We start from the raw sequence: 12,577 nt of genomic DNA on the forward strand, positions 1-12,577 counted from the left end.
CGCACGGTGTCCCAGGCGTCGTCGAGGGCGACGCGCAGGCGCTCGGCGAGCGGACCGAGTTCGGAGCGGGTGGGCGTGCGGTGGAAGCCGCCCAGGCGGACGTTGATGGGGTGGATGGCTCGGCCGCCGAGCAGTTCCATGACGACGTTGCCCGTCTGTTTCAGGCGCAGACCTCGCTCGACGTGCTCCCTGTGTGTGCGTGCCATGTCGATCAGGTTGTCGTGACCGAGGAAGTCCGGAGCATGCAGCAGATGGATGTGCAGGGTTTGGCTCTCGATCCATTCGCCGCAGTACAGCAGGCGTCGCAGAGAGGCGAGTTGGCCGTCCACGACAACCCCGCAGGCGTCTTCGACGGCCCGGCAGGCGCTCAGCTGGTAGGCGACAGGGCAGATACCGCAGATGCGCGAGGTGATGTCGACCGGCTCCGTGTGAGCGCGCCCGCGGAGGAAGGCCTCGAAGAACCGAGGGGGCTCATAGATCCTCAGCCGGGACTCGGTGACGGTGCCGTCGAGGATCCGCAGATACAGGGCGGCCTCGCCCTCGACGCGGCTGAGCGCCGGGATGCGGAGCACACGTGATTCGGCGGCGGGTTCGGTCACGGCCGGTCGTCCTCCTCCACCGCGGTGAAGGCGGTGACGTTGAAGGTGTGCAGAAATCTCCCGATGTCCTCGTCGCTCATCCCGTCGTGGCGCAGGACCGGGATGAGCGCGGGCAGATTCGTGGTTCCGGCGGGCCCGTAGCAGCCGTAGCAGCCGCGCCCGTAGGTGGGGCAGAGGGCTCCGCACCCGGCGTGGGTGACGGGCCCGAGGCAGGGCGTGCCGTGGGCGACGAGGACGCACACGTTGCCGCGTTGCTTGCAGGAGAAGCAGACGCTGTGGTTGGGGATGCCCGGCTTGCGGCCGGCGAGGAAGGCGGTGATGACCTCCAGGAGCTGGGTGCGGTTGATGGGGCAGCCGCGCAGCTCGAAGTCGACGGCGACATGGGCGGAGATCGGGGTGGAGGTGGCGAGGGTCTCGATGTATCCGGGGCGGGCGTAGACCATCTGCAGGTACTCCGTCACATCGGCGTAGTTCCTCAGTGCCTGGACGCCCCCGGCCGTGGCGCAGGCACCGATGGTGACGAGGTACCGGGATTCGGCGCGGATGCGCCGGATGCGGTCCACGTGCTCCGGTGTCGAGACCGAGCCCTCGACAAGTGCCAGGTCGTACGGTCCGGGCGAGACATTGCTGGATGCTTCGAGGAAGTGCGCGATCTCCAACTCGCCGGCGAGACACAGCAACTCGTCCTCACAGTCGAGCAAGGTGAGCTGGCAACCGTCGCACGAGGCGAATTTGAACACGCCAAGCCGGGGGCGGGGGTGCTCCGGCGGAGGAGCGGCGTCGGTCATCTCACAGCTCTCTTACGGTGAGCAGCGGTTCGGCCAGGTCGTAGCCGACGACAGGCCCATCACGGCAGAGCAACAGGGGGCCGAGCTGGCAGTGTCCGCAGTGACCGGTGGCACAGCGCATGTTGCGTTCCAAGGAGATCTGGATGCGGTCGGGGCGTACTCCTCGGTGGATCAGCTCACGGGCGGTCGCCCGGATCATGACTTCGGGGCCGCACACGAAGGCGGTCGTGTCCGCCGGGGCGAACTGCGCCTCGTCGAGAAGGGTGGTGACCACTTCGACCCGGCCGGTCCAGCCACCGGTGGGCCGGTCGACCGTGACGGCGCTGAACGGTTTCTTCCAGGTGCGAAACTCGTCCTGGTACAGCAGGTCGTCCGGTGTCCGTGCTCCGGCGAGGACGTTCAGCCGCCCGTACACGTGATATTCGTCCAAGACGGCGTGGATCAGGGGGCGCAGCGGCGCGAGTCCGATGCCTCCGGCGACGACGAGGACGTCATGCCCCCGCGCGGCAGTCACGTCCCACCTCGTGCCGAACGGGCCGCGCACACCGACCCACGCACCCGTCTGCAGACCACAGAGCGCACGGGATACGGCGCCGACCGCGCGGATGGTGTGGGTGAGTCGCCCGTCCTCGTCCGTGCGGCACACGGAGAGTGGGATCTCACCGACACCGAACGCGTACACCATGGCGTACTGGCCCGGCGCGAAGGGAGTAAGAGGCGTCCCGACCGGCTCCAGGTCGATCGTGACGGTGTCGGCCGTCTCACGGTGCCGGCCCACGACGCGATGGGGGAGGGGGACGAGCGTCATGGCGTCGGTCTGCCTGCCTGCGGCCCGTACAGGTCGAGCAGCCGGGTGCGGGTGGCGCGCAGCCGATGTCCGATCGTCTCGGCGACGAGGGTGACCAGCGCCAAGCCGAGCGCCGGGTGAGTGGCGCACAGTTCGCGGACCGCCGGGGCATCGAACTGCCAGGCCGACACGGGGCTCCTGGTCTCTGCGCCGAGATGCCACTGGTGCGGCGGGCACAGCCATGACCAGCCCAGCAGGCCACCCGGACCGATGGTCTCGACGACTGCCGGGCCGCGGCCGGGAATCTGGACGTCGAGTGCGACCGTTCCTGTGCGGATGATCCAGAAGCGGTCGGCCTCTTCGCCCTCCTCGAAGAGCCGGATGGAGCCGGGGTGGTCGACCTCGTGCGCGAGTCTCATGAGCCGCTCGCGGTGCTCCGCCGGAAGGGACGCGAGGATCCCCGTCAGACGGCCTGAGTCCGTTCGTGAGTTCATCCTGAGGTCCTCTTCTCCGCCGCCTCCCGGTGCAGAGCGTGTGCCTCCTCCGTGAGGTCGATGCCGGTGGGGCACCAGACGATGCAGCGGCCGCAGCCGACACAGCCGGTGCTGCCGAACTGGTCATGCCAGGTGCCGATCTTGTGGGTGAGCCACTGGCGGTAGCGGCTGCGTTTGCTCGCCCGGACGGGACCGCCGTGCAGAAGGGTGAAGTCGAGGTCGTAGCAGGAGTCCCAGCGGCGCCAGCGTTCGGCGTGGTCGCCGGTGAGATCGCTGACGTCCTCGGTCGTGGTGCAGAAGCAGGTGGGGCAGACCATCGTGCAGTTGCCGCAGTTCAGGCAGCGGGCAGTGACGTCGTCCCAGCGGTCGGCCTCGAGCGTGTCGCGCATCAGGGCGTGCAGGTCGACCGGCGGCATCGAGCGGCCCATGTGTGCGGCTGCCTTCCGCACGGCGTCGGCCGCCGCGGTGCGGGTGGTGTCATCGGCACTCTGCCGCGGGAGTGCGGCGAGCACAGCGGCGCCCTCCTCACTCCCGCTGCGGCACAGGAACCGGTGTCCGGCGCCGTCCAGCACCTCGGTGAGGACGAGGTCGTACCCGGTGTCCACGGCCGGTCCCGAGTCCATGGAGACGCAGAAGCAGGTGGCCCCGGGCTCGGTGCACTCGACCGCGATCAGGAAGGCACTCGTACGGCGGGAGCCGTAGGCGGGATCCGGGAACCGGCCGCCGATCATCACCCGGTCCAGGATGCGGATGGCCCGCAGATCGCAGGCCCGCACTCCGAGGAACGCGTACGACACGCTCTGCGGTTTCTCCTCGCGCACCGTCAGTTCGCCGTCGGAGCCGCGATCGGCGGTCCACTGGCGGACACGCTGGGGGTGCAGGAACGACTTCCAGGACTGCGGTCCCGCACTGTGCGCGAAGACGGCGGTGTCCACCCTCCGGCGGATCCGGTAACGCCCCGCCTCCAGCTCGACGCCCCAGCCGTGAGGAAGATCGTCGCCGGAATCCAGTTCGGCGAGCACGATGGCCTGGTCCCGAACCGTGGGGCCGATCACCGCACGGCCGCGCTGCTGGAGGACACGCACCAGCGCGTGCAGAGCATCGGAGTCGAGGACCGCCTCGCTCTGTCCGTCGAGAGCCGCTCCGGCGTTCGGGGTGTCGGTCATCCTCGTTCCTCTCGATCCTGACCCTCGGGCCTATGGCATCGGTCCACGACGCCACCGTGCTGAGCGGCTCGTTCACAGACTACTGACAGGCTGTCAGGTTCGGTTGGTGCGCGGACCGAGCCCGAGGGGCGTGTCCGCTGACGCAGTCGGGATCGTCGAGCCGGTGCGGCGGGCGTATCAATCGGCGGGAGGTTCACGAGGTGCGGCCTCGGCGTGCCGAATGACCTCCTCCTCGATGCGCTCTGCCAGCGGCCGTACCGCCTGGGCCACTGAGGGCGTGAGACCCGTGCCCAGGGATCGGTCGGCTCCTTCGACCGCGTAGACGATCAGACGGCCGGGACCTCGCCCCAGGCTCCGGGCGAGGTGCAGCGTCTCGACCAGACCGAGTCCGTGGGTGCTGTGGCGGCCGGAGGGAGCACAGCCCGGAAGCGTGTCCGGTGCGGGGCACCACCGGTGAATGCGGCCGGGGCATGCAGGCGAGGGGAAGCAGGCATCGACGACAACGGTCAGACCGGTGGCCTCCCACAGTGCGATCAGACGGCCGGGATCCCCGTCGCACTCCTGGACCACGGTGCCAGGAGGCAGCGGCCGGGCCATGGTCCGCTCCCTCAGCAGCGCGATGACGGAGTGGCCGACGCCGTCGTCCCGTCGGAACTCGTTACCGATCCCGACGACCGTTGCATCGACTGACGCTGTCACGCGCCTGCCTCTCCCACTCGTTCGTCGTGATTTCGTGCGGCGATCCCCCTGCGCATGGGGGTGGCCGGGCCCTGTTCCCTCAGTGTCAGCGTCATCGCGTCGGGTCCGCATGCGACACGCGGCGCATCAGCCGAACAGGCGGCGCACCCGAATGGTGTCGACGCGTCTCCATCCGGCCGCCGTGAGCAGCCGTCTTTCACGCGGGGAATTCATGGCGCTCTCCCGGTCCCTGACAGTTGGCGCAGGCGTCGTTCGGTACGACGGCAGCCTGGCGCCGCAGGCCGATCGCTCGGCTCGTGTTCCAGGTCCGTCCAGCGTGGTCACCGTCCCTCCCGCCTCGGGCGCCCGGGCGATGCATCGCTGGTCGGACGGGTCTCGACCACGCATCCGGGCCCGGGAAAGATCTCGGTCTCGTGACCGTCTTCGTAGCGCACCCGGTAGGGCGGTTCCCCATTGAGGCCGAGCACCTTCGTGACGGTGGCATGGTGTTCCGGCGTGCCCACGGTCCTGCCGGTGAACCGCAGCACATCACCTACGTGTGCATGCATCCTCGATCACTCCTCACCTGCCTTGGCTTCCTGCCGTGCCTCTCTCCGGTCGAGGCTGCGGTGTCTCCCTTCAAGGATGGGCCTTTCAGGCAGACCGGGGGTAGGCCGGTCGGGCACTCATGAGAGCCGTGCCGATCCATGCCGGTCCAGGACCTGTCAGGCAGATCCTGCGAGAGACGTAATGGGGCGACTTGGCAGACACATCTTCCACGTCGACGAGGAGGCCGCGTACAGGGGGGCGCCCGGTGGCCTCGGCCGCCGGCCGAGAAGATCAGCCGGCGCTGCTCAGCCTGCGGGCCAGTTCCTCGCGAATGTCTGCCGTAAGGTTGCCGGTCACACCCAAAGTGACGACCAGCTCGGCCACATGTCGCAGTTTGGTGTTGGTGCACATGGACGTCTCACGGAGCAGGCCCCAGGACTCAGCCGGTGTCATACGTCCAACGGCGACAACGACGCCGATCGCCTGATCGATCACGGTGTGGGAAGACACCGCACGCTCAAGCTGGGCGACCTTGGTCTGCAGTTGCTGGATCTCGTCGGGGTGGCCTGCCGGCTCCTGAACCGCTCCATGGAGCTTGTGCGAGTGGCTGTCCACGTTGCCTCCGATGTATGGGGCCGTCCGCACCTGGTCTGTCCGTCCAGTCTTGTTGCCGGGTACGTCCGGATGTTCTTTCACCCTCACACCGAGAGCCACCAGCGGCAACAGCGAGGCACATCCGTTGAGGGCCTGCTCGCATTCGAGTGCGCTGTGGAAGGGGGCTTCCGCCGCGTCGTCCAAGACAGGGCCGCACCCATATGCCATGGCCTTGGACGCTTCCCGTGGCGGGCCGCAGCGGAGTCGCGCAGCGTGGGAGGGGAGAGGCGTGGGACGGGCCCCAGGGGCGCAAGGGCCCGCGGGAGAGGTGAGACGTATGGCCATGGAGACCTCGGGTCGTGTCGTAGTGGGCATCGACGGATCGGCGTCCTCGCACGCGGCGCTGCGGTGGGCCGTGCGATACGCCGACCTCATCGGCGGGAATGTGGATGCTGTAGCCGCGTGGGAGCTGCCGGGGATGTACAGCTGGTCGGGTCCTGTCGTGGACGCCGACTTGGACGAAGACAACGCCCGGCAAGGGCTGGTCCAGGAGCTGCGGGACGTGCTGGGCACCGAGGGAGCCGCCTCGGTCAGAGCACTTCTGGTGCGGGGCAACCCGGCCGATGTGCTGCTGAGGGCGGCCGAGGGGGCCGAGGCCCTCGTGGTGGGCAGCCATGGACGAGGCGGTTTCGCCCGAGCTCTCCTTGGGTCCGTCAGCCACCGGGTCGCACAGCACGCGGACTGCCCCGTCGTGATCGTCCGCTCGAAAGCATCGTAATCCGGGGCGCCGCGGCTGGATTGCGCCGGCCACCGCCCCTGCAACGTGTCGGTCTCTCATCCAGGCACCGGGATCGTCCCGCGCTGATCGTCCGCGCTGCCCCTCCGCGCGGTTCACATGCCATGTGCGGGGCTGCCGGCCGATGGTGGTCCCGGCGGCTCTTCGAGGATGCTCCATGAAACCGGCCCGAGCAGGTCGGCCACTCGCTGGAAAATGTCCAGCAGCAGGTCGTCCACTGTCAGCATGCCCACCGGTCGGTGCTCGTCGAGGACCGGCAGGCGGCGCACACCGGACCGGCGGAGAATCCGATACGCCGCGTAGATGTCGTCATCCAGGCTCACTGTGATCACCTGCGGCGACATCACTTCCTCGACCCGCGCCTCGCCGTCCAGGCCACGGCCCAGTCCCCGCACCGCAAGGTCGCGGTCGGTGACGATGCCGCGTAGTGTCCCGCCCTCGACGACGAGGACGGAACCGACTCCGCACTCGTCCATCTGCCGGGCCGCCTCGGCCAGGGACGTGCGGGGAGGGACGGCGGCCGCCGGAGCACTCATCGCATCGGAGACCTTCATTCGCGGATCCTCAGCGTGGGCTGTATGTGAGGCAGTCGGCGCTTTCCTGGCCGGGGCCGACCGCGATGGCACCCGCCTGGCATTCGAGCCGGGAGTTGTGCCGGCAGTCAGTCATCTTGCACGCCCCGACCTGTCCGGTGGCAGCCGGGTCACCGCCCTTGAACGAGGTGACGAAGAATGTGTCGCACTGGGCGTGCGGGGGATCGCCGACGGTAATGGCCAACGCGTGGCACGCACTGCCGACGTTGTACGAGCACGATTCCACGGCACACTCGTTGATGAAGGGCATCTGCATGGGTCCTCCTGGCATCCGGCGCACATAGCGGGTGACGAGCCGTCGCAGCCCGCACGGCGTCGTGCGATCCATCAGTCCTCAAGATGTTTGGGATTCTCAGCCGGACCGGTGTGTGACACTCGGACACGCCGTGAATCACCCGAAGGGCCTGGGGACAGCGTGGGTAAGGCGTTCTCCTCCTGGGAGAGACCTCCTGCAACTCCAGTCCACGTTCTTGCATCCGTGCTTTCAGGCCCATCGCCTCACCCTCGATGTGCAGCGGTATGACGACCACGGTCTCCGGTGCTGCGCAGCCGGGGCGGCTCCAGATCGGACCCGAGGTCGTCGTAGGTGTAGCCGAGCGACTGGTGGAGGGCGACGACGCCGTCGACGGAGCGGCAGAGACGCTCGACGACCGGGATGAGCGACCTCTCCGCGACCCGGCCGGTCAGCGTCACCACGCCCTCGCGCACGTCGACGCCGACGGTGCCCGGGCGAATGCCCAGGGTGGCGCCCAGCACGTCGTGGTGGATCTCGTCGCTGATGGCCGTGTCGGTGCGCAGGAACGGCCGCAGCAGGTCGCCCCGGCTGACGATCCCGACGAGCTTGCCGGCGTCATCGACCACGGGAAGCCGCTTCACCTTGTGCCGGTACATGGTCCGCGCGGTCTCGACGACGTTCCAGCCGGGCCGAGCCGTCACCACGGGTGCGCTCATCATTTCGCGGGCAGTTTCAGCGCCGGCGCGTGCGAGCTCGTCCAGGCTGAGCCGGTGCCGCGCCGTTCGTCCCTCCGGGTCGGGCAGGCTCGCTGCCTTGCGCAGCAGGTCCACCTCGGACACCACACCGACGGGGCGTCCCTCATCGTCGATGACGGGAACGGCCGTGATGTCGTTGTCGCGCAACAGTTGGGCGATCTGCTTGAAGGACGAATCCGGGTGTGCCGTGACGACAGGGTGTGTCATGACTTCGGTGACAGTCCGGTGCTGCATGTTCCGCGCTCCTTCCGTGCGGTGCCCGCACCGTCGGCCCCGAGGTGGTGTCCTCCCGCATGGTTGCCAGGTGCGGTCGCGTGATCTGCTTTGTTCACGACAGTGGGCTCCACGCCCTGATACGTCAGTCCACCGTGACCTGTATGCAGGCCCTGAGACCGAGAAGTGTGCGGTACAAGTCCGAAAGTCCCTTCCAGTCAGAGGATGTCGAGCACCTCGGCCACCGGCCGTCGGGGAGTGGGCCGCCCCTCTGGGCCGTACCCGAGGCGGATCACCATCTGCACATGTGCCATGGCCGATGTCGGGTCGCGTACCGCCCACCGAAGTTCGGGCCATTCCAGGGGCTGCGAGGTCAAAGAGGCGACGAGGCCGTCCAGAGTGGCCTCGAGCCAGACCCGCTCCAGTGCTTGCCCTGCCCGTAGCCAGTCCACCTGGTGGTCCTGGGCCGTCCCCAGCAGGGCGATATGTGGCCGCTTTTCGAAGGGTGCCCAGCCGCGGCCTGCCACCGTTCGGCCAACGGTGAGGTCACGCACAGGAGAACTGGCTCCCCATTGGCCGGGGCCGAGCGCTTCCGCCGGAATCCCGTCCGAAGGCGAGATCTCGCTGCTGGGCTCCGTCCGGACCCAATCTGCCGTCTCGCCGCGTACATCGGGGGCCCAGGCCTCGCGGAATTCGGCGTCGTGCGTCAGATCCAGCACCGATTGCACATGCCAGACGTCGGGGAACACCAAACGAGCTCCTTCGAGATGGGCCGCGACGCACAGCCCGTCCCTCAGGACGTCTGGTATGTCGTCCTCGAGGAAGGGATACCGGCTCGTGTGGCGTCGACGGATCGCCGGCTGGAGCAGGGCGAGTGGGTCGTCCGGGGATGCGCCGGCGGTGAGGTCCACCTCGGCCAGGAGGGTGGGATCCGAGTCGTCGGGCAGCAGCCGGACGGTGGGCTCCCGGCCTGCCGCCACCGCGGCGACGCGCAGGTTGAACAGTGCGGCACCACAGCCCAGATGCAGGCCCCGGTTGTCCGGATCCGTCTTGGGGAGTTCGCGTTCGAGGTCGGCGTACAGCCGCAGGGTGCCGTTGCCGCGATGGAACTGGAACTTCCATGGCTGTGCGTTGTGCAGGGACGGAGCCGCCACGGCGGCCTCGATGAATGCGGTGACGGCGGGCATGTCCAGGGTTGGTGCGGTCACCGGAGCCTCCCTTCCGCGTCGGGCGGGTTTCCCGTCGGTCGCCGGCGGAGGCATGGTCTGGTGCTCTGTACCGACCGCGCGATCGATGAGGAGGTCGCCACGCCTTCAGCCTGGGAGCGGGCGGCTGCCTGCGATAGGGCCACCCGGGCCCTTTCGAGACCAAGTGGACCCGGGCGCTCGGGACTGGCAGTCCCGACCGCTCCGGGAGGTGTTCCTCGGGCCCGGACGGGCCGTTCGCCCTCTGTCGTCCCTGCACGAGCGGTCACCGGCCGCGACACCAGGCCCGGTACGCGTCCACCGCGGTGTGGATGGTGCGTGCCTGCGGGTAGTCGTCGACGTCGTGCATGCCCGCGACTCCGGGTACCAGCCCCTCGATCGCGTCGTGCGGCCGTGCCACCCGGGTCAGCAGCTCGGCCACCGACAGACCGACGGCCACGAGCACCCCGTAGAGGATGTCCAGGACGAGCACGCCCGCCAGGCACCCCAGCGCCAGGAGCAGCTCACGGCGCCGGAACGACGCGAGCCTGCGGAAGCCGGGAACATCGACCATGTGGACGGCGGCGTAGATGACGAGCGCGCCGAGTGCAGCCGAGGGCATGCGGGTCAACAGAGGGCTGAGGAAGAGCAGAACAGCCAGGACGACCGCCCCCGCGACCAGCGAGTACACCTGGGTGCGGGCGCCGGCGGAGGCCGCCAGCGCCGTACGGCTGGCGCTGCTGCTGACGGGGAAGCCGTGGACCGCGCCGGCGCCCAGGTTGGCGGTGCCCAGGGCGAGGAATTCCCCGTTGGCGTCGAGCCCGGTGGCCTTGTCGGTGCGGTCGGTGAAGGCCCGCGCGGTGAGGATGACGTCGGTGTACGCAACGAGCAGCACACCGAGCGCGGGCAGCACCAGGTGCGGCAACGCGTCCAGGTCGGGCAGTGCCACGTCCGGAAGACCGGAGGGCACCGGGCCGATCACCGCGATGCCGAACCGGACGTCGAGATCGAAGGCCACCACGGCCGCCGTGGCCAGGACCACGGCGAGCAGCGGACCGGGAAGGACCGGGCAGAAGCGGGCGGCGACGAAGAGGAACACCAGTACGGCGACGGAGAGGGCCACCGTAGCCGGGGCGGCGCGTGTCAGGTTCCCGATGAAGGACCACAACTGTGGGAAGAACCCCCCACCGACACCGGTGAGCCTGGGCAACTGGTCCACCGCCATGATCAGCGCCACGCCTGCGAGATAGCCGACCAGGACGGGGCGGGAGAGCAGATCGGCGAGGAAGCCCAGCCGGACCGTTCGGGCCACCAGGCACAGGAGCCCGACCGTGACGGCGAGGGCTGCCGAGAGTGACGCGTAGTGCCCGGGATCACCGTCGGCCAGCGGGCCGACCACCGTCGCCGTCATCAAGGCCGTTGTGGACTCCGGACCCACCGACAGCAGCCGTGAGGAACCGAACAGTGCGTACAGGGCGAGCGCGGGGAGGATCGCCCAGAGACCGGCGACGGGCGGCAGACCGGCCACGCCCGCATAGGCCATGACCTGCGGCACGAGGTATGCGGCGACCGTCAGACCCGCGAGCAGGTCGCCTCGAAGCCAGTCGCGTCGGCGAGTCAACAGCACGCGGAGCCCGGGCATCAGAACCGACCTCCCTGACGTCCGCCCGCCCGGGCCATCGGCCATGAGCCAGTCCTCCGCCATCCGCTCTCGGGATCGTTCGTTGTGAAAAGCCGTGAGCTGCTGACCCGCGGGTCAGCACGGCAGGGCCGTTCGGTCCCACAGGGACGATCCCCCGGTATCCGGCATGCCCTGTACCTGTCTTACGACGAGTGGGGGAGGGATACCGCAGCGCTTCACACCCTCGGCCACCGTCGCTCCACTGGGTCGGTTGGCCCCGCTCAGGGTCGTTCGGCCTTTGAGCTCGGCCACGACCGCGTCGCCACGCCGGAAGCTGTAGAACGTCGCACCGCATGCAGGGCGTGGGACTCGCGCCGACCGCGAGCCCCGTCGTCGTGTCCACACAGACCTTCGTGTACCGGGAAGTGATCCGCGATGTACCACTGGAACGACCGGGGCATGAATGGATGGGGGTGGCTCTTCGTTTCGGTGAACGCGATCCTGTTCTGGACGCTGCTGGTGCTTCTCGTCGTGTTCTTGGTTCGCACAATGAACCGCGGCTCTGGGCACCCGCACGACGCTCCGGGAATGTCGCCGCCCGAGCGCGTGCTCGCTGAACGGTTCGCCCGCGGAGAAATCGACGAGGAAGAGTACCGGCGCCGACTGGGGGTGCTGCGAGAGGAACCCCCTGGTCCTGCCAAGCGTGGGCGGTCGCCGTAGTCCTTTCGGGCCTCCGGCCGTGTACCGGTCAAGCAAGGAGACATCAGGCCCGTCGGAGGCGGCGCTGACCCGTTCGGCCTTCGCCGAGATGTTCGTCGGTCAGCCCGAATGGATCATGCCGGCGTTTCTGGTACGGCAATGACGGGGCACTGTGCGTGGTGCAGCACCCCTTGGCTCACCGAGCCGAGCAGCATGCCGGCGAAGCCGCCGTGACCCCGGATTCCCACCACCCGGCCCACAGCGTGTGCGGACTCCTCGGCCAGCACCTTCACGGCATGACCGCTGATCAACTCATGGTGCAGCTCCACGCGGCCAAGGGGCCTGCCGAGGGTGCGCCTCTCTCTCGTCACCGGTTTCGGCGGCTGCTCCCGCGAAAGCATGGGCCGACCGGCCCCCCGCATGTTCGGTCTCGTCCTTGCCGTACCGGCCTTGCTGGGGCATCACCCGGCACAGCGCATCCAGGGCGCCCTCCCACGCGCTGTCCGAGGGCGCCGCGTAGTTGACCACCAGGGCGTCTCGCTCCGGCAACGGCCGCCCGCGGTCCGCCACTTCGTAGCGGAACTGCGTCAACCCGCTGACCGCTAGCCCTTGCCTGGCCGCCGCCTGGACTACCGAACTCTCGGTTCCACGGGGGAGCTCGAGGACCGTCTGCAGTCCTGCCGCCATGCCGGCCACCCGAATGCCGGGGGCCCTGTGACGCAGAGCCTCGACCAGTTGATCTCGGCGTCGTCGATAGCGTTGCCGCATCGAGCGCACATGACGGTCGTACGCGCCCGAGGCGATGAATTCCGCGAGTGTCAGCTGT

General features: G+C 68.9%; 15 protein-coding genes and 2 pseudogenes. 2 read left to right on the top strand and 15 right to left on the bottom strand.

Annotation, left to right across the window (positions count from 1 at the left end; translation table 11 throughout):
• The 8 genes from VXC91_RS36540 to VXC91_RS36575 form a co-directional block, all read right to left on the bottom strand.
• Nucleotides 1–599: nickel-dependent hydrogenase large subunit (locus VXC91_RS36540; RefSeq protein ID WP_329511654.1), on the bottom strand; the 599-nt coding region annotated here is incomplete at its 3' end.
• Complete coding sequence (locus VXC91_RS36545) at nucleotides 596–1,387, bottom strand: NADH-quinone oxidoreductase subunit B family protein (protein ID WP_329511655.1); 792 nt, start codon at nucleotides 1,385–1,387, stop codon at nucleotides 596–598. The genes VXC91_RS36540 and VXC91_RS36545, both read right to left, overlap by 4 nt.
• Nucleotide 1,388: 1 nt before the next feature.
• Nucleotides 1,389–2,195: an FAD/NAD(P)-binding protein gene (locus tag VXC91_RS36550; protein ID WP_329511656.1), complete on the bottom strand. Its 807-nt coding sequence runs from the start codon at nucleotides 2,193–2,195 to the stop codon at nucleotides 1,389–1,391.
• Nucleotides 2,192–2,668 carry a cyclic nucleotide-binding domain-containing protein gene (locus tag VXC91_RS36555; protein WP_329511657.1) on the bottom strand — a complete coding sequence of 159 codons (477 nt, stop codon included), beginning with the start codon at nucleotides 2,666–2,668 and terminating at the stop codon, nucleotides 2,192–2,194. The genes VXC91_RS36550 and VXC91_RS36555 overlap by 4 nt, the downstream gene beginning before the upstream one ends.
• On the bottom strand, nucleotides 2,665–3,834 hold the full coding sequence (locus tag VXC91_RS36560) for a 4Fe-4S dicluster domain-containing protein (RefSeq protein WP_329511658.1): 1,170 nt from the start codon (nucleotides 3,832–3,834) through the stop codon (nucleotides 2,665–2,667). Before VXC91_RS36560 ends, VXC91_RS36555 begins: the two co-directional genes overlap by 4 nt.
• A 177-nt stretch (nucleotides 3,835–4,011) precedes the next feature.
• Nucleotides 4,012–4,533 (bottom strand): hydrogenase maturation protease, encoded by a 522-nt coding sequence (locus VXC91_RS36565; RefSeq protein ID WP_329511659.1) that lies wholly within the window; start codon nucleotides 4,531–4,533, stop codon nucleotides 4,012–4,014.
• A gap of 320 nt (nucleotides 4,534–4,853) precedes the next feature.
• Nucleotides 4,854–5,081 carry a DUF1918 domain-containing protein gene (locus VXC91_RS36570; RefSeq protein WP_329511660.1) on the bottom strand — a complete coding sequence of 76 codons (228 nt, stop codon included), beginning with the start codon at nucleotides 5,079–5,081 and terminating at the stop codon, nucleotides 4,854–4,856.
• A gap of 271 nt (nucleotides 5,082–5,352) precedes the next feature.
• Nucleotides 5,353–5,859 carry an ANTAR domain-containing protein gene (locus VXC91_RS36575; RefSeq protein WP_329511661.1) on the bottom strand — a complete coding sequence of 169 codons (507 nt, stop codon included), beginning with the start codon at nucleotides 5,857–5,859 and terminating at the stop codon, nucleotides 5,353–5,355.
• Nucleotides 5,860–5,992: 133 nt separating this feature from the next.
• Between VXC91_RS36575 and VXC91_RS36580 the strand changes: the two genes are divergently transcribed.
• Nucleotides 5,993–6,433 (top strand): universal stress protein, encoded by a 441-nt coding sequence (locus tag VXC91_RS36580; RefSeq protein ID WP_408057565.1) that lies wholly within the window; start codon nucleotides 5,993–5,995, stop codon nucleotides 6,431–6,433.
• 113 nt (nucleotides 6,434–6,546) lie between these two features.
• On the opposite strand, the gene VXC91_RS36585 is transcribed toward VXC91_RS36580, so the two are convergent.
• The 5 genes and pseudogenes from VXC91_RS36585 to VXC91_RS36605 form a co-directional block, all read right to left on the bottom strand.
• The gene (locus VXC91_RS36585) at nucleotides 6,547–7,005 is read right to left on the bottom strand and encodes a CBS domain-containing protein (protein WP_329511662.1); all 459 of its coding nucleotides are present in this window, start codon (nucleotides 7,003–7,005) and stop codon (nucleotides 6,547–6,549) included.
• 10 nt (nucleotides 7,006–7,015) lie between these two features.
• Complete coding sequence (locus VXC91_RS36590; protein ID WP_329511663.1) at nucleotides 7,016–7,300, bottom strand: DUF1540 domain-containing protein; 285 nt, start codon at nucleotides 7,298–7,300, stop codon at nucleotides 7,016–7,018.
• 242 nt (nucleotides 7,301–7,542) lie between these two features.
• Nucleotides 7,543–8,268 carry a CBS domain-containing protein gene (locus VXC91_RS36595; protein WP_329511664.1) on the bottom strand — a complete coding sequence of 242 codons (726 nt, stop codon included), beginning with the start codon at nucleotides 8,266–8,268 and terminating at the stop codon, nucleotides 7,543–7,545.
• A 197-nt stretch (nucleotides 8,269–8,465) separates the two neighbouring features.
• Complete coding sequence (locus VXC91_RS36600; RefSeq protein WP_329511665.1) at nucleotides 8,466–9,455, bottom strand: Acg family FMN-binding oxidoreductase; 990 nt, start codon at nucleotides 9,453–9,455, stop codon at nucleotides 8,466–8,468.
• Between the two features lie 307 nt (nucleotides 9,456–9,762).
• Nucleotides 9,763–11,118 (bottom strand): annotated as a pseudogene (locus VXC91_RS36605) (SulP family inorganic anion transporter); the annotation flags it as partial.
• A 522-nt stretch (nucleotides 11,119–11,640) separates the two neighbouring features.
• Here VXC91_RS36605 and VXC91_RS36610 point away from each other — a divergent pair.
• Complete coding sequence (locus tag VXC91_RS36610; RefSeq protein ID WP_329511668.1) at nucleotides 11,641–11,772, top strand: SHOCT domain-containing protein; 132 nt, start codon at nucleotides 11,641–11,643, stop codon at nucleotides 11,770–11,772.
• Between the two features lie 113 nt (nucleotides 11,773–11,885).
• Here VXC91_RS36610 and VXC91_RS36615 read toward each other — a convergent pair.
• Both VXC91_RS36615 and VXC91_RS36620 read right to left on the bottom strand, forming a co-directional pair.
• Nucleotides 11,886–12,080 (bottom strand): annotated as a pseudogene (locus VXC91_RS36615) (universal stress protein); the annotation flags it as partial.
• A partial coding sequence (locus VXC91_RS36620; RefSeq protein ID WP_329511666.1) for an aminotransferase class I/II-fold pyridoxal phosphate-dependent enzyme occupies nucleotides 12,064–12,577 on the bottom strand: 514 nt, incomplete at its 5' end. The pseudogene VXC91_RS36615 and the gene VXC91_RS36620, both read right to left, overlap by 17 nt.

This window comes from Streptomyces chiangmaiensis (genome assembly GCF_036281785.1).
Taxonomy (GTDB): domain Bacteria; phylum Actinomycetota; class Actinomycetes; order Streptomycetales; family Streptomycetaceae; genus Streptomyces; species Streptomyces chiangmaiensis.